Genomic DNA, 23740 nt, shown 5'->3' on the forward strand with positions numbered 1-23740 from the left:
TATAAATTTATTTTGTAGCGCTTTATTCCATTATTTCATTAATTACTTTGTTTGATATTTGATTCAGTTTTTCTTGAGCGTCAGAAGTAGCAACATTTGTAACAAGGAATATTCCAATTTGATTCTTAGGATAAAGCGCTATCCAAGATGAAAAACCAAAAGTTCCTCCACTGTGATAAAACATTTGATTTGATCCAGAATAGTCATAGGTATTCCAAACAAAGGCCCTTCCTAGTCTGTTATTTTCTTCAGTAAGTAACTTTAGAGACTGTGTTACTACTGGATCATTACTATTCATATACATTTTTATATAATTCAGCATAGAATTGGTATTAGACTTTAAAGCTCCAGCACTATTGTAAAATTCACTAGCTAAAGGCATAATTTCTCCTTTTTCATTTTTACCAACAGCCATTTTTTTTATGGAGCTTTTGTTAAGTCTATAAAAAGTGTTTGTCTCTTTTGATTTTGAAAAGACATATTTTTTCAAAAGATTTGGGTAAGTATCATTGTATACATCTTCCAAAATATACCCAATTAGGGCAATACCAGTATTTGAATAGTGATAGTTTTCTCCTGATTCATCAATCAGTTTTGTTTTAGAAAGTTTGTCAAAAAAAACATCTTTAGAATATAATTTGTAACAGTTAAACTTTTCATCAAAATTCAAATCATTACAACTTAAATTAACAGGGAGACCAGAGGTATGTGTAGCTAAATGACGTAATGTCATTGGTGAGTTTTTAAGCTTTAAATGTGAATATTTTTTAGGCGGAAGATATTCTCGAATGTCACTATCCAAACTAAGTTTTCCATCAAAAACAGCTTGAGATAAAAGTAACCCAACATAAGTTTTTGATAACGAGCCAATCTCATAAAGAGTTTGATTGTTAGGTTTAGTGCCATCAATTAATTTTCCAAAGTGAAATTGATAGGTTTTTCCATGTACATAAATGGCACCAGATAAAGCGGAAAATTCAGAGCCTTTAAGAAACTCAGTAAGTTCTTTGTTTACAATTTTTTCAATGTTGTTCTGTGTTTTAGCAGGTTTTTTGTTGATGCTACAAGATGTTAGTATGGATAGCATCAATATTAATCGAACTATTTTAGTTTTTATACGGAATGCGTCAAAGCTTGTAAGAATTATCATAAATATGAAGGTTTATTGTTTAGTAATTTGATTTTAAGAACTCTTGTTTAAACCTGTAGTGAAATGAAGTTTTTTGTAGCTCTAAATCTATTTTATCTAAGTAAGAAAGTATGCTCAAATCATTATTTATCATATTTAAGATTGCATTTTCGCAACTATTCCAAAATTTTTTTAGTTCTGGAATTAGCTCATTGGCTTTATCTGTTAATGAGATAACCTGTTTTCTTTTGTCTGTTTTATCTTGTTCTGTTTTTAAATATCCTTTTTCTGTCATTTTTTTTACAATGACAACTATAGAAGGATGTGAATAGCCTAATTTAGCAGCGATATCAGACATTGAAACATTTTCTTTTTTCTGAAGGAGCATAAAAATAAGATACCAATTAGGTTCTACATCAATTTCAAACTCTTTGTAAACTTTTCTAATATCATGTGATATTCTATCGCTTATTCTTTTTAACCTACTGTCTAAAGCTTTGTATCCAAGCTCTTTTATAAAATCATTGTTCATAATTATAATAATTAGATGGTTGCTAAAGTATAATAATAAAATAAACTATATAGTTAACTATGTAAAAATAATTTATTTTGAGTTAGTACTGTTAAGTAACAGGATTCCTTCCTATGTTCGGAATAATGAGAGATGTCATTGCGGGTGGTAACTAAGCAATCTTTGTATTTATAGTTTGAGATGAATAGATTACTTCAGTCGTTCCTCCTTCGTAATGACGTTTTATTTGTCATTTCTAATAAGCGATTTTATGAGCGATTGAGAAATCTTAAGGTTTTGAGTTACTTCTATTAATAAGATCTCTCACTTCCGTTACACTCCAGTTCGAGATGACAGTAAGTGTTTTCCTTCCCGTTGGGAGGAATGACGAAAGGTATCATTGCGAGTGGTAACGAAGTAATCTTTGTGTTTAGAGTTAGTAACAAATAGATTACTTCGGTCGTATGCTCCCTCGTAATGACGTTTTTGTTTGTCATTTCGAATAAGCGATTTTATGAGCGATTGAGAAATCTTAAGGTTGTGAGTTACTTCTATTAATGAGATTTCTCCTTGCAATCGAAATGACACTGAGTTTTTTTTCCTCTGGTCGTAATGACGTCTAGTGAAAAATGTCAAAAAAGTGTAAAAGAAATGTCAATTCCCTTAAAAAGAAGATAAAAAGTGTGTTATTTGTAAATTGTATGCGTAAGAGAGCTATTTTTTATATAAGTATATTTTTAATTTCAGTACAACTTATTTCTTGTAAAAAAGCTAATGAGTTTACTGAAAAAGTAAAAGTTTCGCTTCGAAATGTAGGGCATCAATTGTTGTTAACCAATCAAGATTCTACCTCATTGGTGTTGCCTATAAAAGAACTAAGTAAGCGTAAATATCAGTTAACCTTTCAAAGTGATTTGCAAGTATCACCTGATAGTTTGGTGGCGATAGTAAAAAGAAGTTTTTCTCAGTCTGAATTACCTTCTAACTACCGTATTGAAGTTAAAGAGTGTTTGAATGATGAAGTAGCCTATAGCTACGAAATGAAGTTGAGCGAAGAAAATGCGATTGTACCTTGCAAAAGTAGAGTGTTGCCTACCAATTGCTATTTTATAGAAGCCCAATTTCTTAAAAAGGAAAATAGTAATCAATATTTTTTCTACGGATTCTTACTTTTAATTTCTGTTCTAGGTTTTGGTGTTTATCAAACAAAGAAAAGAAAAATAGTCATTGATACTGGCTCGAACAATTCGCTAAGTTTAGGAAGGTTTATGTTTTATCCAGAACAAAATAAGTTGATTAAAGAAGCGGAAGAAATTCCGTTATCTAAAAAAGAGTGCGAGTTGTTAACTATTTTTATTGACAGACCTAACGAAGTTATAAAAAGAGAGGAATTGATGAAAAAAGTTTGGGAAGAAAATGGCGTTGTGGTAGGAAGAAGTTTAGATACTTATATATCAAAACTTCGTAAAAAGTTAAAAGAGGATACTTCTATAAAAATAACCAATATTCACGGAGTAGGATATAAGCTAGAAATAGATTAAACCTGTATTTTTGTGATGTTAATTTTTTTGAATGCTTTTTCAACTCGACATACCTACTCCTATAAATCAGCAAATTCAATTGCCTGTTTTAGCAAGCAAAGGAATTGAGCTTTTTGTAAAAAGAGAAGATACTATCCATCCATTTGTTTCAGGAAATAAATTTAGAAAACTGAAGTACAATATAGAAGAAGCAAAACGACAAGGAAAAGAAACCTTGTTAACTTTTGGAGGTGCTTTTTCAAATCATATTGCAGCTACAGCAGCAGCAGGTAAAATAGCAGGATTCAAAACTATAGGAATCATTCGAGGTGATGAATTAGGAAAAGATTTGATGAAGACACTTTCTCAAAACAAAACCTTAAATAATGCGTTCGATAATGGTATGCAGTTCCAATTTGTTTCTAGAGAAGCCTACCGAAATAAAACTTCCGAAGAATTTATCAATCAATTAAAAAAGAAATTTGGTGATTTTTACTTGGTTCCAGAAGGAGGAACCAATGTGTTAGCGGTACAAGGGTGCGAGGAGATTTTAACGAATGAAGATGAAAAATTCGATTATATTTGTTGTGCGGTTGGTACTGGAGGAACCATTTCTGGATTGATAAATTCAGCAAAAGAACATCAGAAAGTAATTGGTTTTCCTGCATTAAAAGGTGATTTTTTAGTAGATGAAATAAAACCTTATGTAAAAGGGAATGAAAATTGGAGTTTGCAAAACGACTATCATTTTGGAGGTTATGGAAAATATACTCCGGAATTAATTCGTTTTATAAATGAATTTAAAGAGCAAACGAATATTCCGTTAGATCCAATTTATACAGGAAAGTTGTTATACGGAATTATAGATATGGTTTTGAAAGATAAATTTCCTGTAAACAGTAAAATTTTAGCAATACATACAGGTGGTTTACAGGGGATTGACGGAGTCAATCAAAAATTAAAGAATAAAAATCAAGAGTTAATCAAGGTTTAATGAAAATGAAAGTAGTTTTTTTAGCAGCATGTGCTGTGTTATTGGCAAGTTGTGGTTCAGGTAAAAATGTAGTAAAATCTACACCTCAGAGAGAAGTGGTTTTAGAAACACAGGAAGAAAAAGCTCCAGAGTTACCACAATTAGAACAAATAAAACGACCAATAACAACAACTACAAATCATACCGAAGCGTATATTCAGAAGTTTGCTCCAATAGCGGTAAAGAAAATGCACGAACACAACATTCCTGCAAGTATTACCTTAGCTCAAGGAGTGTTAGAATCAGGAAGTGGTAGAAGTCAGTTAGCTCTTCGATCTAACAATCACTTTGGAATTAAATGTCATAGAGGTTGGGAAGGACATAGTGTAACTCATGATGATGATGAAAAAGGTGAGTGTTTTAGAAAATATAAATACCCAGAAACATCCTACGAAGATCATTCACAATTTTTATTAACCCGTAAGCGGTATGCAAGTTTGTTTAGACTAAGACATACCGATTATAAAGGTTGGGCATATGGGTTAAAAAGAGCAGGGTATGCAACCGATAGAAAATATCCTCAAAAATTGATAGCGATCATTAATAAATATAACTTAACCCAGTACGATAGAATAAAACCTAAAGGTTCTTTGGCTTCAAATGCAAAAGTTTTTGCAGCTGAATCGTATAAGGTTCAAAAAGGAGATACTTTGTACTCGATTGCAAGAAGATATAATATGTCGGTTAAAAAGCTGAAAGAAGTTAATGGCTTGACTGATAACAATATTAGTATTGGTCAAGACTTGTTAGTAGAATAAAAAAAGCGGAGCAAAACTCCGCTTCAATCAAACTAAATCCCCAATCAAATTACCAAGAGTAATTTTTCTTTTTCGCTTGTTTTTTAATAGCCTTTATCATTACACTTTCTAATTCATTTTTCTTAGTGTTTTCTTGTTGTTTTTTGGCTACATAAGCTTTTCTCTTTTTATTTAATTCCTGAATTTTCTGTTGTATTTCAGCGCGCTCTTTACGCTTCTCATCAACATAGGTTTTAATTTCTTTAACCGATTTATTTTGTAGTTGTTTAGGAAGTTGTTCCTTTTTAATTTTAGAAAAATCAATCTCTTTTTCTTCCGAAGCATCTACCAAATCCCATTCAGCATTTTTATATAAATTAGAACTTTTGGTTACAGCACGTTTTACAGCAACAGCTTCATCTAAGCTTTCAGCATTCATATCTTGCTTTGCTTGGTTACTGTATTTTGAAGATCCATAAGTTCCGTAATGAATATAAGTGTTGTTTAATCGTTTGTTTAAGATGATGATGTCGTTGTCGTATGGTGTTACAATATGTACAATGTGTTTATTTTGATTGATAGTCATATAATCGCCGCCACCATACATTGCACCGTCTTGCCACATTCCAGAGATACCTTGGTTGTAATCTCCACAGAATATGGTGTTAACTATGATGTCTTTTTCTTTGGCATCGGTAATAGCATCTTTATAGTTTACTTTTCCTTGAGTAAAAGGTTCGTTTCCGGCGATAAAAATCATTTTTAAATCACGCTTATTAGATCCCCAATCCAATTCCTTTAACGATGTTTTAATTACTTGTCCGCAGTATTCACTACCTCCGTTGGTATTTAAAGAAAATAAGTGTTCAGAAATTTCATCCAAGTCGCTTGTAAATTGTAAAACTTGACGGATGTAGCCTTCTTTTGATGATAAGTTAGAGTTCCCATATTCGTAAAGAGCAATTTCTAAATTAGGGGCAACACCGTTGTATTTGGCATAAGATAGTTCATTTACAATTTCCCATAATTGAGCCTTTGCTTGGTTAATGAGTCCGTCCATACTATTACTAGTGTCTAGTAGTAAAGCTACTTTTACGGTTTGCTTTTTAATTGGTTTTTTAGGTTGAAATTCATTTGCGTAAGTACTTGTAGCTATTAATAAAGCACAAATAAAAAATGTTTTTAAAGCCTGCGTTTTCATAATTTTTTGTTTTTAGTTATTCATTGGATTAAAAGTTTGATTGTGGTCAATTTCTATTCAAAACTACTTCCAACTTTTTTCTTAAAAAATCGAGAATGAGCAAACTGCTCATTTAGTTTAGTAAAGTGGTTTACTAAATGAGTAAAGCGTGTTTTTTGCTTGTTTTTTAGAGTGTTTAGAAAAGAAACACGTTTTTTTGTATGGCTTTTTGTGAGTATGTTTACATTAAGAAATAAAGTATGAATAAATTATACTACATAATATGTGTACTCTTTTTATTGAGTTTTTCTACTGCTTTTTCTCAAACAGAGAAAAATGTAGCTAAAGAATTCTCAGTAAAAGTTCAGGTGGTTAATAGTGAAACTCATCAACCGATTAAAAATGCGAGAGTTGAAGTTAATGGACGTGTGTTTTACTATTCAAACATCAAAGGGAATTATACCGTAAAAGCAAAAGCAGGAGATCAGTTGATAGTATCGCATTCAGGCTTTGAAACAATTTTTTATACAATTAAAGATGATGAAGATATAAAAGTACAGGTAGAAGGTTTTGAGCCAAAGAAAAAATCAAAATATAGTCCTTATAGTTCCAGTAAACGTGTCAGTTTATATCCTCAATATTTAGATTCTGTTCGATTTTACAAAAAGAAAGATATTGATAAAAGCTTGTCTTTTATTGAGAAAATGTTGCTAGACGATTTATCAAAAAATAGGTTAGCAACTACTTATAAGGAATTAGCAGATGTATATTTTTATTGGAATCAGTACGATTTGGCTATAGAGAATTATCAAACATCCTTACTTCAGGTTAATAATCCAGCTGTCCGGTTACAACTAGCGAGAACAGCCTATTTAGCTAAAAATTATAGTGATAGTGAACAAAATTATAAAACTACCTTAAAAGGAAAGTTGAATAATTATCAGCAATTAACAGCGTATCAAGGTTTGGGAGATGTGTATATGATTCAAAAAAACTTTGATCAAGCTAAAAGCAATTATCAAAAAGCCTTAGAAATAGCCAAAGCGAATTTAATTACCCCAAAAATAACCGATTTAAACTCAAAGCTGGCTGAAGTATATGCAGCACAAGGGAATGCTCAAAAAGCAGATGGATATTATCAAAACTCTTTAAGGTTAGCTTCCGAAGAAAATAAGAAACGTTCGTTAAAAGAACAGCAAAAAGTAGCCGATTTTTATAATCAATCTCAACGATATGATGAGGAAATTCAACTTCGAAAAGAAAGCTTGAAAGAAGCAGAAGATATACCTGTTGAAGCTGAAAATAATGAGTCATTGGCCGATTCGATTACCTCACAAAAAATCAATTATAAAATTGGAAATGCATACATGCAGAAAGCGGAGTATAAAGAAGCGATTCCATATTTAAAAAAGAGTATTGAAGATGCTGATAAAAATGAGGATTTAATCATTCAAAAAGACGCCACGAAACGATTATCTGAAGTATATGAAAATGTGGGAGACTATACAAAAGCGTTAAAGACTTACCAAGATTATGTGACACTGGTAGATACTTTGTACTCTCGAAAAGAACAGGAAATTCAACAGGTAAAGCGTTTTAGTAAACGAATTTTAGACAACCAAAATAGGATAGCAAGTTTAGAAAAGGATAAAGAATTAAGCGAGAGTAAAATTAGTTTAGCGTACAAAGATCAGCAGTTAATTCAAGAGAGTAACAAACGTCAACAATGGGTTATTTATTCGTTAGTAGCTGGTTTTTTACTAATGATTTTGTTGGTGTATTTTATGTTTAGAACTAACAAACAGCAAAGATTAGCCAATAACTTATTGGCATTAAAATCGATGCGTTCACAAATGAATCCACATTTTATTTTCAATGCATTGAATTCAGTAAACAGTTTTATTGCAGTAAGTGACGAGCGAAGTGCTAACCGATATCTGTCAGAATTTTCGGTGTTGATGCGTGCAGTTTTAGAAAATTCAGATGAAGATTTTATTCCGCTAACCAAAGAAATTGAATTGTTAGAGTTGTATGTGAAGTTGGAACACAATCGATTTAAAGATAAGTTCGATTATAGTATCCGTATAGATAAAAGTATACCGTTAGATGAATATTCGATTCCGCCTATGTTGTTGCAACCGTATATAGAAAATGCCATTTGGCATGGACTTCGATATAAAAAAGAAAAAGGAAATTTGAATATTTCAATGACTTATAAAGATTCAGATGCAATTCAAATTTTGATTGAAGATGATGGGGTTGGAAGACAGCAATCAATGGAAATGAAAACCAAGAATCAGTTGAAACAAAAATCGAAGGGAATGAGCACTATTAAAAAGAGAATAGCCATTTTGAATGATATGTATCAAGATAAAATTACGGTTACTGTTTCTGATGCTTTTGAAGATGGAACTGGAACCAAAGTTGAATTGATTTTAAAAAGAAACTAGAAAAGGTATGAAAATAAGAGCAATTATTGTTGAAGACGAACAAATAAGTAGAGATATTCTACGAAATTATATTGCTAAATATTGTTCTAATGTTGAGTTGTTAGGGGAAGCAAGTAATATTGAGGAAGCTCAAAAGTTAATAGAAAAGCATGAATTAGATTTGGTGTTTTTAGATGTAGAAATGCCTTTTGGGAATGCTTTTGATTTACTAGAAAAAATAGAAAACAGAACTTTTGAAGTGGTATTTGTTACGGCCTACGATCATTATGCTATTGAAGCATTGAATAATCAAGCAACCTATTATTTGCTGAAGCCTATTTCTATAGATGAACTGATTAAGGCGGTAGGGTTAGTTACAGAAATTAAAGAAAAAGAAAATGAATTAGAAAATGCTATTTTAACACCTAAAGCAACAGCAATCAATGGAAAAATAACCATTCCACAACAAGATGGCTTTGAGGTGGTAAATATCCATGATATTGTATTTTGCAAAGCGGATGATAATTATACCGAAGTGTATTTTAAAGATTCTAAAAAACTAGTAAGTAAAACACTAAAATATTTTGAAGATATCTTAAAAGAGAATTCTTTTGCACGTATTCATAAATCGTTTTTAGTAAACGTTAATGAGATAACAAAATACAAAAAAGGAAAGGGAGGAAGTGTGATACTATCAAATGGAAAAGAGATCATGGTTTCTTCCTCAAAAAAAGCGAATTTATTATCATTTTTTAAATAAAAATATATGCCAATTATAAAACCTGTAAACGGAAAATACCCACAAATACCAGAAGATTGTTACGTAGCAGAAAATGCTACTATTGTGGGAGATGTACAAATGGGAAAAGAATGTAGTATATGGTTTAATGCCGTAATTCGAGGTGATGTACATTATATAAAAATGGGAGACAAAGTAAATGTACAGGATGGAGCGGTTATACATGCTACATATCAAAAATCACCAACAACTATCGGAAATAATGTGTCTATTGGTCATAATGCTTTGGTGCACGGATGCACGATACATGATAATGTGTTAGTAGGTATGGGTAGTATTATTATGGATGATTGCGTGGTGGAATCGAATTCTATCATTGCTGCAGGCGCTGTGGTAACTAAAAATACACATATTGAAAGCGGAAGTGTATATGCAGGAGTTCCAGCAAAAAAAGTAAAAGATATTTCTCAAGAGCTCATTTCAGGAGAGATTGATAGAATAGCCAACAATTATGTGAAATATTCAAGTTGGTTTAAAGAGGAATAAATAAAAGGCAAAAGCCCTGTTTCAAAAATGAAACAAGGCTTTTTTCAATCAAAACTAACTTATCAATCCTCCAAAATTATTTTTCTTCCATGTGTTCTTCATGAAGTTTTCTTTTTTCATGCATTTTGTGTTGAGCTTTCTTTTTATGTCTGTTCATTTTTCTAGCAGTCATTTTTTCAAAACGCCCATATTGCTCTTTATTTAAAATACGCTTCATCTCTGCTTTGTAAGCAATTTGCTTGTCCAGTATTTTATTTTTCATTGCATATCGTTCTTCGGTGGTAGGTTTGTTACCGCTTTCCTTCATAGCTTTTCTTTTAGCTCTCATTTCTCGTCGTTCTACAACTTGTTTAGTAATTAAAGGTCTTAATTGATTTTGCTGAGAAGCTGTCAAATCCAATTTTAAGGTCATTTTTTTAACCGCTAAATCAGTTTGTTGCTCTACAGTTAATTGATCGTGTTTTCCTTTATGGTCTCTTTGTGCTTGAGTAGTAACGGTGAATCCTACCATTAAAACCAATACAGTTAGTAATTTCTTCATATGTTTAAAATTTTAAGTTTTGTATTTATTTACACCTCTTTGACTTTTCAAGAACTAAAAAGTTTAAATTTGAAAATCAATTTAACATTTTTTTAATCTTTTATGAAGCGTATTTTTAGAGTTATAATAAAGTTATTGCTGCTTATTGTAGGTGTTGCTATAGTGTTTTTTTTCTGGGCGTCATCGCCAACAATGGATGAATCGGAGTATGCAAAAGTTATTACACATAACTATAGTACAACTATAGATAATGATTCAATTTATAGTATAGTAACTTATAATATTGGTTATTTAAGTGGAATGACAAATAACCGAGCAATAGCAAAACCTAAAGAATTATTTGATGGAAATTTGAAAAAGGTAGTTGCTGAGGTGAAAAAGGTAAATCCAGATATTATTGCTTTTCAAGAGATTGATTATAGTTCAGCAAGATCGTATGAGGTAAATCAAGAAGAAGAGATTGCTAAATTAGGATATAACTATGTCGCAAGAGGTGTAAATTGGGATGAGCATTATGTGCCATATCCTTATTGGCCACCAAGTATGCATTTTGGAAAAATAGTTTCAGGACAGTCAATTTTAAGTAAATATGAGCTGAAAGATTATAAGCGAATTATACTAGAACGTGTTGCTGATAGTCCCTTTTATAGAGATGCGTTGTATTTAGATAGATTAGTACAAGTAGTTAAAGTGATGTTAGAAGGGAAAGAAGTAGTGGTAATAAATTTACATTTAGAAGCATTTGATAAGCCAACTCGCGTGCGTCAGTTTGAGTATGTATTAAATCTTTTTAATGGATACAAGAAAGAATATCCAACAATTTTATTAGGTGATTTTAACTCAAAAGCAAGAGATAATGAAGCGGTTGTTAAAAAGATGTTTACGATGGAAGGTGTTGGGAATGCAGCATTTTCTTTTGAAAACCCTGAAAATACATTTGATACTAAAGATCCTGTAGAGCGTATTGATTATATCTTTTACACAGAAAATACGATAGAATATATCGAAGGAAAAGTGTTAGAAGGAGTCGGGCAAGCCTCAGATCATTACCCAGTAGAAATGAAATTTAAATTGAAATAAACTAAAAAAGCTCGGTTGAAAAACCGAGCTTTTTTAGTTGATTACTAATTTAAAATATTTACTTAACAACAACAGCAGAAGGAGAAGCATCTTTATCACCTGTTGTAATATTGGTTATTGTACCATTTTTCCATAGTTTTATTACACTTACACCATCTATGTATTCATAGTATGTTACATAGGTATCTGACCCAGAAACATACATAGAGGATGGGTAAGCACTTCGTTCGCCATTTGTAAGGTTTTGAACGCTACCATTTTTCCATAATTTAACAATATTTATATTGTTTTCATTGCGTTCTCTTCCAAGTACATAAATATCAGAACCTGACACATAAACAGAATTTGCATATGTGTCTTTAGTACCATTTGAAAGATTTTGTGCTACCCCGTTTTTCCATAGTTTGGCAACAGAAAAGCCATTTTCATTACCTTCTTGACCAACAGCATATACATCTGTACCTACTACGTAAACATCCCTAGCTCTAGCGCTTTTTGTGCCATCAGTAAGGTTTTGAGCGGTGCCGTTTTTCCATATTTTAGCAACAGATCCAATACTTGTATTACTTGAATTCTCACTTCCAGCTACATAAACATCAGATCCATTTACAAAAACAGCATAAGCATATGAATGTTTTGAGCTATCATGTTGTAATCTTTGTGACACCCCATTTTTCCATAATTTGGCATTATATGTGGTTCCGAGTTCGTAACCAGCAGTGTATACGTCAGATCCTGATACATAAATAGAATTAGATCTAGCTCTTTTTGTGCCATCAGTAAGGTTTTGAGCGGTGCCGTTTTTCCATACTTTGGCAACTGTTATGTCATTTTCATTATACTCAAAACCAGTTGCATAGGTGTCTTTTTCAGTTATGTATATAGAGCTAGCCCAAGCATCGTTCGTACCGTCAGTAATGTTTTGAGCTATGCCATCTTTCCATATTTTGGCAATAAAATGTCCGTTACTATTGCTTTCAGCTCCTGCAATGTATACACTTTTTGGTTTTGTTGTAATATCATCATTACTGCAAGAAAATAGTCCAAAGGCTATTAAAGATGTTAAAATTAATTTTTTCATTTTATAAGTTTATATTTTTTTGCAAAGATTATATTTAAAAAAACTTAAGAGTTCACCCAAAAAGGGTGATTTTTAAAATAATAACGATTAACAATTGTTATGTTAGGGAGCAACACTGCAATGCGATTTCAAGTACCCTTTTTTTAGTGTTGTCAACTTATTTGGGAAAATTACTTAGCAACAAAGAGAGAGGAACAACGAGCATCTTCACTATTTGTTATATCAGTTGTTTTACCATTTTTCCATAATCTAATTACAGTTCCATCGTCTCTACTCTCGTCATATACAACATATACGTCAGATTCTGAAACATACACAGATCTAGCACTCGATGTTTTTGTACTTAGTTCTTGAGCCACTCCATTTTTCCATAATTTGGCAATGAATCTATTGTTTTCATTAAGTTCTTGTCCAGCAACATATACATCGTTTCCAGACACGTAAACAGAAGTAGCATTAGCATTACTTTTTATACCATTAGTGAGTTCTTGGGCTACTCCATTTTTCCATAATTTAATAACATCATTATTATCGTTATTAAGTTCGCGACCTACAACATATACATCGTTCCCTGATACATAAACGGCATTAGCATAAGCTTTTCTTGTACCATCAGTAAGGTTTTGAGCCACTCCATTTTTCCATACGGTAGCAGCATAGCCATTAGCGGTAATTTCAGTACCAGCGGCGTATACATCATCTCCAGACACAAAAACAGAATATGCATGTGCATATTTTAAACCGTTTGAAAGGTTTTGTGCTACTCCGTTCTTCCATAATTTGGCAACATAAACATTATTTTCATTAAGCTCGCGCCCTACAACATATACGTCAGATTTTACCACATAAACAGCAAAAGCACTAGCTTTTCTTGTACCATCTGAAAGGTTTTGTGCAATTCCGTTTTTCCATAGTTTAGCAACAGAAATATCATTTTCATTAATTTCAAAACCAGCAGCATATACGTCTGGTCCAGAAGCGAATACAGAGGCGACCCATGTGTATTTTGTGCCGTCTGAAAGGTTTTGTGCTACTCCATTTTTCCATATTTTGGCTGTAGCTATTCCAGAATTATTGTATTCAATTCCTGCTATATAAATATTTTTAAAAGTAGGAGTAATGTCATCTTTACTACAAGAAAATAGGCTTATGATTATTAAAGCCATTAAAATTATTTTTTTCATTTTAAAAGTTTAAATTTTTTAGCAAAGATTATATTTAAAAAAACTCAGGAGTTCACCCAAAAAGGGTGATTTTTAAAATAATAGCGATTAACAATTGTTATATGTAGAATATAGTTAATGAAAAGACCAAACAATAATTGTTTGGTCTTTTGTAGATTCTCAAAGAATCTAAGGTTTGGGGAGTATAGGAGAGACTTGTTACTTTACTTCCTTATGTAGTAAAAAACTGTCTTTAATATTAGTAATTACAATGTTGTATTCTCCTTTTTTTAAGTTTAAAAGACAAGCGGAGTTTTTATCTTTTAACTCAACTATATCAACAGGAATTGCAGTAGAAATATCTTCGTTTTTAAGGTAAGCAAGAACCATTACTGGATAAGTTAATTGATAGTTATTTAGGTTTATAGGTATTTGATTGTTTAACCAATTAGCTTTGTCATTTACAAAAGTTGTATTAGGATGTAACACAGCGATATCGCTCCAAGAATCCTTTTTTATATAAGGCATAGGTTTTCCATCTTTTTTATTAATAAGAATTGTGGGCTCATTAATATTAAATACTTTTAGCAAAGGATGATTGAATTTTGGGTTGCTTTTCTCGCTATACAAAACTTGATTTATAGTAAGCGGATCAATGTTGGTGTATTCTTTTAATCTTTCAGCAAGTGCTTTTTCCCAAGATGAATGTATTCCTTCTAAAGCATGATCAAAACCACAATGAATTAATATTTTTTCATTAGGAAACTTGTTAATTACTTGTTGTATGTTCTTTGCTTGAGCTATTTCTCTTTCCTTACCATTTTTATCAGTGGATTGTTCGTATGGAAAAATGTGAAACCCTATAGCCAAGGCTTCTCTTATTAAATCTCCAAATTGGGGATCTTTAGTGTAATAGCCCGTTGTTTGAATAGGATATTTTCTAGTGTTAAGCTCAGTGTCTTTTTCGTTACCATTGCTTAAAGCCTCTAGACCTAAATGTTTGTATCCGTTGTTATATAGTTTTTGAAGTAGTTGTTTGGTAAAGTTTCTATGTAAAGAACTGTGATGTGCTTCGTTAATAATGGTAATTTGAGTTTTTGTTGCTTCCGAAGTTATAAAATCTATAGCGTTAACAGGAGTAAAAGAAGTTTTTATAGAATCTGTCTCTGTTGAGGTATAGGTTCTTTCTCTCATAGGAAAAACAGAATCCCATGTTCTTAAAGCGTCTTTATAATTTCCTTTAGAAGCATAATCAGAAGCTGCTATTTGAAATTTCCATGGTAAAGAATCTTTGGCTAGTTTGTCTTCTATCTCATAATTAAATTTATAAGGTAACGTGTAATTAATTTTTTGAATTTTCTCTTGCTTTATACAACTTGATAAAATTAACATTGAAGAGAAAAAAAATGAGGTATTTTTTATAGAAATCATTTTTTGTTGGATAATATTTTGTGGTAAAAATACTATGTTTATAGGTCTCTTTATTCACCTAAAAAGGGTGATTTTAAAAGAAATAAAGCCCATTTTACAAAGAAAATGAGCTTTAAAAATGTAATACTTGTACCCTTATAAAGTATTACGACTAATTAATCACAATTCAATAAAAAAACAACTGAGATAATTTGTGAAATAGTTAAATGAAATAGATTATTTTACCACAACTTTCTGTATAAAAGAATTTGTTTTTCCATCAGATAAATCGGTTATTTCACCATCTATCCAAAGTTTTGATACAAATATATCATCTTGATTTTGCTCAGAAAAACTTACATATACTTTCGAGTCATTTACATATACATTACTTGAGTATGAATGTTTAAGATTGCTGCTGCCTAGGTTAATTGTCTCACCATTTTTCCATAGTTGAGCTAAACGAACATTTTTTATAGTTGTTCCAGCTACATATATATTATTGTTTTCTACAAACAAACTAGAAGGGGCAAAATACTGGTCGCTTATAAAATTAGGTATTTCTACTCCATTTTTCCATAGTTTAGGTTTCAGGTAGCTTCCATTATACTCACGACCTAAAACATATACATCGTTGTTGGTGATAAAAATATCATCGGCACGAGCAAAATTAGTACCATCAGTTAAATTGGTAGGTTGTCCATTTTTCCATACTTTTAATACAGAAGTACTGCTTTCATTTTCTTCAAGCCCTAAAATATAAACATCAGGTCCAATTACTTTTATTTTTACAGCTGTGGTACGGTGAGAACCATTAGTAATATTTGTAGGTTGCCCATTTTTGTACATCACGATTTTAGAAATTCCATCTACAAATTCATCTTTTAAAAGGTATATGTTATTTCCAGATACAGTAAAGTCCGCTAGTTTAGCATTTGTTGGAACAGCTAACTTTTCTTCATTTTTTTGATTTGCACCAAAGTTAGTTAGATTGGTTTTTGCTGAAGTAGTTGAGTTTAATTTTACTCCATTTTTCCAAATTACCGTTTGTACACTACCGCCAACTTCTTTTTCTGATCCTGATATGTAAACATCGCCATTTTCAATAACCATATTATCCCCCCAAGAATAAGAATCCTTATTTGTAATATCAGTAATGTTACCATTTTTCCATAACTGAATAACTCCGTTATCGTTGGTTCCTATTTCACTGCTAAGTAATGCATATGTGTTTGTGTTTGAGGTTACATCGTCAGCAGAATCTTTACTGCATGAGCTTATTAATAGTAGTATGAGTAAACAGGTTAGTTTTAAAATATTTTTCATAATTAATTGAATTGAATAGTTTTTTAGCAAAATTATTTCGGTTATAAGGATTAGAGTTCACCCAAAAAGGGTGATTTTTAAGTTTTATTTTTACAGATATTTGTAATCTTATTTTTTGATGACGTGAAAGTTGTAAAGAGTTTTATTTTTTTAAGTTTTCTATTGTGTCTTATAATGACATTAAACTTGAGTGCACAAAACAAGGTGTATAAACATTATACTACTGAGCAAGGTTTACCGCATGATATAACCTATCAAATTATTCAAGATTCTCAAGGATATATTTGGATTGGCACTGATGATGGTTTGGTGAAGTTTAACGGTGAAACATTTACAATTTTTGGCAGTGAAAAAGGATTAACCTCAAATTTTGTTATTGATGTTCTAGAAGATGCAAAAAACAAACAGTTTTTGATAGCTACTTGGGGAAGAGGAATGCACGTATTAAAAAATGACAGTATTTTTAAAAACGAACCTTTAGCAAAAGATTATTCAAAAATAAATAAACTCTATAAATTGAATGATACATTAGTGTATTCAGCTAGTGTATCTAATAGGCAGGTTTTATATAATTTATATACTCATAGAGCTTTTCCTCGTTTTTTAGGTTATGAAAACGAACAGCTAGTTTTAAAAGAAACCAACAACTTTAAAAAGCAAATTCGCGATGTTAATTGTGAATTTATCAAAAACAAATTATATGTGTTCGATTCTGAGCTAAACATTGCTACGGAAAATCAAATAAAAGGATTGTATACTTTTGATGGTAAGAATTACAAAAAAGTAAGTTTTAAAGGAACAGATAACCTTTGCTTACATTCCATTACTGAGCAGAACGATTATTTTGTACTTGCCTCGTATACCACTCTGTTTTTTTATGACGGTACTAAGTTCCTAGAAAAAAGAAAACTAAAACTGCCAAAAGGTAAAATAATACAAATGCAGTTGCATCAAGGTAAATTGTATTTTGTTTTCATAAATAAAAATAATGGTTTAAGAGAACTGTATACGTACGATGTTCGAAATAATTTTATAATAAATGTTTCAAAAAAGTTAACAATAAAAAGCTCAATATCAGATTTTTTGTTTGATGAAAAAGGAAATTTATGGATAACCACTTATGGTAGTGGGGTGTATCAAATATTGAATACGAATAACAGCTTTTACGATGCTAGTTATTTCTTAAATCCAGATTTAAGAGATATAGCATCGTTAGATGATAATATAATAACGATAGCGCCTAACATTATATATGCTATTAAAAATGATACCGTTGTTACTTCAAAAAGAATTCCTTTTCATACAGAAACTTTCCAGATCCAAAACAGTAAAGAAATAGACGTAATTGTTCCTAACAAACTAGATGAAAGTTACAAGGATAAATTTGGAGGTTACGATGTGGTTAATAAAAGTCATAATCAGTTTTATTTTAAGTTTTCAGAAAAAACAGTTGTAATAACTGGTTTTTCGTTTGTTATAAAAGAAAACGACAAAATAGTTAGTAAAGGAGAGTTTCATGCATTAAAAGAATCGTTTATACATAATGCAGTTCAGCATGAAAATTACATTTATGCAGTATTTGGTCGACTAGGAATTTTTAGACTCAATGTAATTACAGGTGAATTAATAAACTGGACTAAAAGCTTAGGAATTGATGCGAATATGTTTATTGATATAGAAAAAAAAGGCAATACCCTTTGGATTGCAGCTAATAATGGAGTGTATAAAGTATTTAATGATGAGGTTGTTCAATACACTACAAAAAATGGACTGTTAAGCAATCATGTAAATGATCTTTTTGTGGATGCACATAATATTCTTTGGGTAGCAACTCAAAAAGGGTTAAATGTTTTAAAAGATGATAATTTTTATAGTATTGATAAAAACTTAGGGCAAAAATCGCTTTCGGTAGAAAAAATAACAGAGTATAATAATTATTTATACGTAGCTGGTAATAGAGGGCTTTTTAAAATGGATAACTTATATCCGTTTCAAAAAAAATTAAATACACATATAAAAATAACGCAACAGAACACAAACTTTAGCATTGCTGTTATCAATTTTATAAACCCAAACACTATTAAAATTCAATACCAATTAAATGATGACTTATGGATTGAAACTTCAAATGGAAAATTAGAGTTTAAAAACTTAACAGAAGATAACTATAAGCTTGTTTTTAGATATAAAGATGGATTGAGCGATTGGAGTTATACAGAACCTTATAGATTTGAAATAACTAAACCTTGGTATCAACAATTATGGTTTTATATCTTGTTTATTCTCAGTATATCAGGTGTTTTAGTGTTGTTAGTTTATCATCAACTTGTAAAAGCGCGCAAAAAGAATAAAATTTTTCAAAAAACACTTCTAGAAAGAGAAAAACTGCAAGAAGATTTAAAGAATGTGCGTCACCAAATAGCACAAGATTTTCACGATGATTTAGGAAATAAGCTAGCAAGTATTTCCATGTTGTCTAATCTATCTTTAAAAAAAACAGAAAAGCAAAGTAATCTATATCCAAGCTTACACCAAATTAATAAGGATGCAAATTTTTTGTATGCAGGAATGAGAGATTTTGTTTGGTCGTTAGATTATAAAAATAATAAATTGAGAGAAGTTCAAATTTATTTAAATGATTTTGGAGAAAAATTATTTGAGTATTCTGATATAAATTTTAAAAGCACCAATAATGTAGCGAAGTCAAAGATAACTCTACCTCACTATTGGAATAAACAGTTAGTGTTGGTGTTTAAAGAAGCAATGACCAATACGCTAAAGCATAGCAAAGCAACTGAAGTATTATTTTCAGTATACTTAATTGAAGAAGATGTTTTAGAAATAAAATTAGAAGACAACGGAGTTGGATTTGACTTGAACTCTTCTGGAAGAAAAAATGGTTTACAAAATATGAAAGAAAGAATCGAGTCAATTAAAGGAGAATTAAATATAAAAAGCATCAAAGGTTTTAGTGTTTGTTTTAGAGGGAAAATATAAGGGAGTAAGATGAAAAATGTAATAGTTATAGAAGATAATGAAAGCCTTTTGATTTCATTTAAAGAAATTATTAACTCATCAGAAGAGTTTAATGTAATAGGGGCTTTTTCAAATTGTGAAGATGCACTTTTGTATTGCAAAAATGAAGATCTGGACATTATTTTAATTGATATAAAGCTACCTGGAATTAATGGGATTGAAGGGGTGAAAAGATTTCATTATCAAAACCCAAAAGCGAAGAGCATAGTAATTTCTGTATATGAGAATTCTGATTATATTTTTGACGCATTATCAGCAGGAGCAATAGGGTATTTGACAAAAAACACAAGTCCAGAAGAGTTAATAGCAGCTCTAAAGCAGATTAAAAATGGAGGCTCTCCTATGAGTGGAAGTATAGCTCGTAAGGTAATATCGTATTTTCAAGTACCAAAACATAAGGGGTTGACTACGAGAGAAAATGAAGTGGTAAAATTATTAGCCAAAGGGAAGAGTTATGCGACTATAGCAGAAGAATTAAACTTGTCGGTAAATACGATAAAAACGCATACACGTAATATTTATGAAAAATTACATATAAGCAAAAGAGAAGAGTTGATTAATAAATTAGGGACTTTGTAAGTTTAATGTAGTTTTAGTAAAACTAAAAAACCCGAACAAATTTGTTCGGGTTTTTGTGGTGGTGCCTCCAGGAATCGAACCAGGGACACAAGGATTTTCAGTCCTTTGCTCTACCAACTGAGCTAAGGCACCAGTTTGCTAGTAAAAGTAACATCTTTAAAATAAAACTCGTAACCTGTGCTACGAGTTTTATTGTGGTGCCTCCAGGAATCGAACCAGGGACACAAGGATTTTCAGTCCTTTGCTCTACCAACTGAGCTAAGGCACCAGTTGCTACTTTCGTTAAGCGGATGCAAATATACAATCGTTTTTTAATTATACAAAGTAAAAACTTTAAAAAAATGTAACGTAAATTTACGCCCTCTAAGAAATGTAATATGTACTTAATTATTGATGTAGGTAATACGAGAGTCAAAGTAGCTGTCTTTGAAATAGATACCTTGAAAGAGGTTTTTGTTTTTGAGAAAATGAATATTATTTCAGAACTCGAAAAAATTATTTCAAAATTTCCAATATCTAATAGTATTGTATCATCAGTAGCTACCCTTTCTGATGATAAAAAGGCAAAAATAGTAGCATTACTAGATCCTATTTTTCTTACTTCAGATACAAAAGTTCCATTTAAGAATGCTTATAAAACGCCAAAAACACTTGGGGTAGATAGAATAGCTTTGGCATCTGCGGCAGTAAAAAAATATCCGCAAAAAGATGTATTAGTAATTGATGCCGGTACATGTATTACATATGAGATGATTAGTAAAGAAAAAGAATATTTAGGAGGAGCTATCTCACCTGGAATAACTATGAGATATAAGGCATTACATGTTTTTACTTCAAAATTACCATTGTTAGAACCAAATGAAGTTGAAAGTTTTATAGGGATAGATACAAATAGTTCAATACATTCGGGAGTTATTAATGGAATTACTAATGAAATAGACGGGATAATTAAACAATATCAAAGAAAGTATAAAGATTTAACAGTAGTTTTAACAGGAGGGGATACATATTTTTTGTCAAAACAATTAAAAAGTGTCATATTTGCCCAACCAAATTTCGTTTTGGAGGGATTACATACTATTTTGACACACAATTTAGCGAATGATTAAGAGATTTTTAGTAGGGGTATTTGTATGCACTGCATCAGCAGTATTAGCACAAAGAAATAGTGCTTCGCCTTATTCATATTTTGGAATAGGAGAGAATTTTGAAGCGGTAACAGTTGAGCAGGCGTCTATGGGAGGGATTGGAGTAGCAATGAAAGATAACTTTCATTTAAATTTTACCAACCCAGCATCTAATGCGGATCTGAGAGCTGCAACATATGCTATTGGAGGAAGTTTAACTTTCTTAACAGTAAAAGAACAAAATACTTCTCAGTCTGGAAATTCAACAAATTTAAGATATATCTCTTTAGGATTTCCTATTGGGACAAAAGCAGGTTTTTCTGTTGGTTTACAACCTTTTTCTTCTGTAGGGTATTCATTACTCGAAAGTAATAACGATGTAGAAGCAACGTTATATAGAGGTGAAGGAGGAACAAATAAAATTTATGCCAGTTTAGGAAGTTATGTGTATGAGGGTGTGTCTATAGGGGCAGAGGCAGCTTTTATCTTTGGAAATATTGATAATAGTATTTTAAATCAAAGAGCAGATGTAATGTTGGCTACTAAATATGAGGAATCTCTAAATATAAGAGGAGGACAATTTAAGTTAGGAGCGCAGTATAAAAAAGAGTTGAAAAACAAGTTAGAATTATATACAGGAGCTTCTTTTACTTTATCAACAGATTTAACTGCTAGAGGAAATGAGAAAATGTATTCGCTAACGCTAAGTGGCACAGGGCTGGAAGTTCCAAGAGATGAATTATTTAACAGATCATTAAATGGAGATATTAACGTGCCGCTAAAAAGTGTTTTTGGAGTTGGCATAGGAAAAGTTAATAAATGGTATATTGGAGCGAACCAACAATTTCAAGGAGCATTAAAAAGTGATAACGTATTTGTGGCTAATGGAAATACTTATCAATATGATGACTCTAAAAAATTTGCAATAGGAGGTTATTATATTCCAAAAATTAATTCAATATCAAGTTACTGGGATAGAGTCACCTATCGTGCGGGTTTGCGTTTTGAAGATACTGGATTATTAGTAAAGACAACAGAAAATTTCACAGATGTGAAAGACTTTGGCATAAATGTTGGATTAGGATTGCCATTACCAAAGCAATTATCCAATGTAAATGTTGGATTTGAGTACGGACAAAGAGGGACTACTAGCAATAATTTAATAAAAGAAAATTACTTTAACGTTAGATTAAGTTTATCTTTGAACAGTATTAATTGGTTCAATAAAAGACGAATAGATTAACAAAAACTGAGAACGATGAAAAAAATTACGTATTTACTTACAGGATTATTTTTGTTTGTAGCCGTAAATGGAGTAAAAGCACAAGCAAGTCAAGAGTGCCATATTAAGTACAACCTTTTTAAAGGTGATGCTACTACAAAAAAATATGCACAAGCAAAACCAAATTTAGAATACTTATTAGATAATTGTGCAACATTATCTATTAACATCTATAAATATGGGGCTAAAGTCGCTGAAAATTTAAAAGATCCTGTTTTAGCAAAAAAAGTATATGAAGCAAGATTGGCTAATTTCCCAGATAAAGATCCTGCAAAAGCTCATAGTGATTATGCTGATTTTTTAATTGAAAATAAATTAGCATCAGATGAAGAAATCTTTAAAATCTTAGAGAAAGGATACAAGGCTGGAGCTAAAGATATGGGAGTTAAAAATATCTTTAGATATTTCCAAGCTATTGCAGATAAATATCAAGATACAGACCCTCAAAAAGTATTTGATACGTATGATGATGTAATGGAATCTGTAGATGAGAAGTTAGAAGATTATAACAAGAAAATAGCTCACTTACAAGAGAAAGATTCTTTGGGAACAGCTAGTTCTGTAGAAAAGAGGAACTTGAAAGCGTTTACAATTAATTCTTCATCATTAGGTCAAGTAGAAGGAGGTTTAGATGCAATGATTTCTAAGATCGCTACTTGTGAGAGATTAATTCCAATCTATTCTAGAGATTTTGAAGGTAAAAAGACTGATGGAGTTTGGTTAAAAAGAGCAGTATCAAGAATGTACAACAAAGAATGTACAGCTGATCCATTATTTGAAAAGTTAGCAAATGCTTATGCTGAGGTAACACAATCTGCAGATGCTTATAACTTTTTAGCAGGAGTTTTAGCTAAACATGGAGATAACAGTGGAGCTGCTGAAATGAGAAAAAAGGCATTCGATTTAGAAACAGACCCGTTCAAAAAAGCGAAGTATAAGTTAAGAGAGGCGCAAAGTGCTAGTGGAACTAGAGCAAGATCTTTAGCATATGAAGCATTAAAGTATAACCCTAATATGGGAAAGGCATATTTATTTATTGCTAGTTTATACCAAAAAAGTGCAAACTCTTGTGGTAGTGATGAGTTTGAAAAGAGAATGGTATACGTAGCAGCTTTAAATAAAGCATTGAAAGCGCAACAAGTAGATCCTGGTTGTGGAGCTGGTAGATATATTAGCAGTTATAGAAAAAATGCACCATCTAAAAAGTTAATTTTCCAAAAAGGACTTGCTTCTGGAGGAAGTTATAGAGTAGGATGTTGGATTGGAGAAAGCGTTCGTATTCCTTAATAGT

Annotated in this window: 20 protein-coding genes and 2 tRNA genes; 12 read left to right on the plus strand and 10 right to left on the minus strand. The window is 31.2% G+C overall.

Annotated features, from left to right (window positions below; all coding sequences use genetic code 11):
• Positions 1–22 precede the first annotated feature (22 nt).
• Positions 23–1150 carry a serine hydrolase domain-containing protein gene (locus ACQY6M_RS08500; RefSeq protein ID WP_428740719.1) on the minus strand — a complete coding sequence of 376 codons (1128 nt, stop codon included), beginning with the start codon at positions 1148–1150 and terminating at the stop codon, positions 23–25.
• A 19-nt stretch (positions 1151–1169) separates the two neighbouring features.
• The gene (locus ACQY6M_RS08505; RefSeq protein ID WP_428740720.1) at positions 1170–1661 is read right to left on the minus strand and encodes a MarR family winged helix-turn-helix transcriptional regulator; all 492 of its coding nucleotides are present in this window, start codon (positions 1659–1661) and stop codon (positions 1170–1172) included.
• A 680-nt stretch (positions 1662–2341) separates the two neighbouring features.
• Between ACQY6M_RS08505 and ACQY6M_RS08510 the strand changes: the two genes are divergently transcribed.
• The 3 genes from ACQY6M_RS08510 to ACQY6M_RS08520 are packed head-to-tail and all read left to right on the plus strand — an operon-like array spanning position 2342 to position 4951.
• Positions 2342–3181 carry a winged helix-turn-helix domain-containing protein gene (locus ACQY6M_RS08510; RefSeq protein ID WP_428740721.1) on the plus strand — a complete coding sequence of 280 codons (840 nt, stop codon included), beginning with the start codon at positions 2342–2344 and terminating at the stop codon, positions 3179–3181.
• Between the two features lie 31 nt (positions 3182–3212).
• Entirely contained in the window at positions 3213–4154 is a 942-nt protein-coding gene (locus ACQY6M_RS08515) for a 1-aminocyclopropane-1-carboxylate deaminase/D-cysteine desulfhydrase (RefSeq protein WP_428740722.1), read from the plus strand.
• Complete coding sequence (locus ACQY6M_RS08520) at positions 4154–4951, plus strand: glucosaminidase domain-containing protein (protein ID WP_428740723.1); 798 nt, start codon at positions 4154–4156, stop codon at positions 4949–4951. The genes ACQY6M_RS08515 and ACQY6M_RS08520 overlap by 1 nt, the downstream gene beginning before the upstream one ends.
• Positions 4952–5000: 49 nt before the next feature.
• Here ACQY6M_RS08520 and ACQY6M_RS08525 read toward each other — a convergent pair whose 3' ends face one another.
• A complete protein-coding gene (locus ACQY6M_RS08525) occupies positions 5001–6131 on the minus strand; it encodes a hypothetical protein (protein WP_428740724.1) in 1131 nt (376 codons plus the stop codon).
• A gap of 239 nt (positions 6132–6370) precedes the next feature.
• Here ACQY6M_RS08525 and ACQY6M_RS08530 point away from each other — a divergent pair, with 239 nt between their 5' ends.
• The 3 genes from ACQY6M_RS08530 to ACQY6M_RS08540 are packed head-to-tail and all read left to right on the plus strand — an operon-like array spanning position 6371 to position 9824.
• On the plus strand, positions 6371–8560 hold the full coding sequence (locus tag ACQY6M_RS08530) for a histidine kinase (protein ID WP_428740725.1): 2190 nt from the start codon (positions 6371–6373) through the stop codon (positions 8558–8560).
• Positions 8561–8567: 7 nt separating this feature from the next.
• Positions 8568–9299, plus strand: a complete 732-nt coding sequence (locus ACQY6M_RS08535; RefSeq protein WP_428740726.1) for a LytR/AlgR family response regulator transcription factor — start codon at positions 8568–8570, stop codon at positions 9297–9299.
• Between the two features lie 6 nt (positions 9300–9305).
• Positions 9306–9824 carry a gamma carbonic anhydrase family protein gene (locus tag ACQY6M_RS08540; RefSeq protein WP_428740727.1) on the plus strand — a complete coding sequence of 173 codons (519 nt, stop codon included), beginning with the start codon at positions 9306–9308 and terminating at the stop codon, positions 9822–9824.
• Between the two features lie 76 nt (positions 9825–9900).
• On the opposite strand, the gene ACQY6M_RS08545 is transcribed toward ACQY6M_RS08540, so the two are convergent.
• Complete coding sequence (locus ACQY6M_RS08545) at positions 9901–10365, minus strand: hypothetical protein (RefSeq protein ID WP_428740728.1); 465 nt, start codon at positions 10363–10365, stop codon at positions 9901–9903.
• A 102-nt stretch (positions 10366–10467) separates the two neighbouring features.
• Between ACQY6M_RS08545 and ACQY6M_RS08550 the strand changes: the two genes are divergently transcribed.
• Positions 10468–11445, plus strand: a complete 978-nt coding sequence (locus tag ACQY6M_RS08550) for an endonuclease/exonuclease/phosphatase family protein (RefSeq protein WP_428740729.1) — start codon at positions 10468–10470, stop codon at positions 11443–11445.
• Between the two features lie 58 nt (positions 11446–11503).
• Here ACQY6M_RS08550 and ACQY6M_RS08555 read toward each other — a convergent pair whose 3' ends face one another.
• The 4 genes from ACQY6M_RS08555 to ACQY6M_RS08570 form a co-directional block, all read right to left on the minus strand.
• On the minus strand, positions 11504–12526 hold the full coding sequence (locus ACQY6M_RS08555; protein WP_428740730.1) for a hypothetical protein: 1023 nt from the start codon (positions 12524–12526) through the stop codon (positions 11504–11506).
• Between the two features lie 170 nt (positions 12527–12696).
• Positions 12697–13710, minus strand: a complete 1014-nt coding sequence (locus ACQY6M_RS08560; RefSeq protein ID WP_428740731.1) for a hypothetical protein — start codon at positions 13708–13710, stop codon at positions 12697–12699.
• A 198-nt stretch (positions 13711–13908) separates the two neighbouring features.
• The gene (locus ACQY6M_RS08565; protein ID WP_428740732.1) at positions 13909–15120 is read right to left on the minus strand and encodes a hypothetical protein; all 1212 of its coding nucleotides are present in this window, start codon (positions 15118–15120) and stop codon (positions 13909–13911) included.
• A 216-nt stretch (positions 15121–15336) separates the two neighbouring features.
• Positions 15337–16425, minus strand: coding sequence for a hypothetical protein (locus tag ACQY6M_RS08570; protein ID WP_428740733.1), 1089 nt, complete (start codon positions 16423–16425; stop codon positions 15337–15339).
• 186 nt (positions 16426–16611) lie between these two features.
• Here ACQY6M_RS08570 and ACQY6M_RS08575 point away from each other — a divergent pair, with 186 nt between their 5' ends.
• On the plus strand, positions 16612–19422 hold the full coding sequence (locus ACQY6M_RS08575) for a two-component regulator propeller domain-containing protein (protein ID WP_428740734.1): 2811 nt from the start codon (positions 16612–16614) through the stop codon (positions 19420–19422).
• A 9-nt stretch (positions 19423–19431) separates the two neighbouring features.
• Entirely contained in the window at positions 19432–20040 is a 609-nt protein-coding gene (locus ACQY6M_RS08580) for a response regulator (RefSeq protein WP_428740735.1), read from the plus strand.
• Between the two features lie 56 nt (positions 20041–20096).
• Here the strand turns inward: ACQY6M_RS08580 and ACQY6M_RS08585 are convergent.
• Positions 20097–20172 (minus strand) — tRNA-Phe (locus ACQY6M_RS08585).
• 63 nt (positions 20173–20235) lie between these two features.
• Positions 20236–20308 (minus strand) — tRNA-Phe (locus ACQY6M_RS08590).
• A gap of 109 nt (positions 20309–20417) precedes the next feature.
• Here ACQY6M_RS08590 and ACQY6M_RS08595 point away from each other — a divergent pair.
• The 3 genes from ACQY6M_RS08595 to ACQY6M_RS08605 are packed head-to-tail and all read left to right on the plus strand — an operon-like array spanning position 20418 to position 23736.
• Positions 20418–21149 carry a type III pantothenate kinase gene (locus tag ACQY6M_RS08595; protein WP_428740736.1) on the plus strand — a complete coding sequence of 244 codons (732 nt, stop codon included), beginning with the start codon at positions 20418–20420 and terminating at the stop codon, positions 21147–21149.
• Positions 21142–22410 carry a hypothetical protein gene (locus tag ACQY6M_RS08600; protein ID WP_428740737.1) on the plus strand — a complete coding sequence of 423 codons (1269 nt, stop codon included), beginning with the start codon at positions 21142–21144 and terminating at the stop codon, positions 22408–22410. The genes ACQY6M_RS08595 and ACQY6M_RS08600 overlap by 8 nt, the downstream gene beginning before the upstream one ends.
• 15 nt (positions 22411–22425) lie before the next feature.
• Complete coding sequence (locus ACQY6M_RS08605; protein WP_428740738.1) at positions 22426–23736, plus strand: hypothetical protein; 1311 nt, start codon at positions 22426–22428, stop codon at positions 23734–23736.
• Positions 23737–23740 lie beyond the last annotated feature (4 nt).

It is taken from the genome of Tenacibaculum sp. (assembly GCF_050290165.1).
Classification (GTDB): domain Bacteria; phylum Bacteroidota; class Bacteroidia; order Flavobacteriales; family Flavobacteriaceae; genus Polaribacter.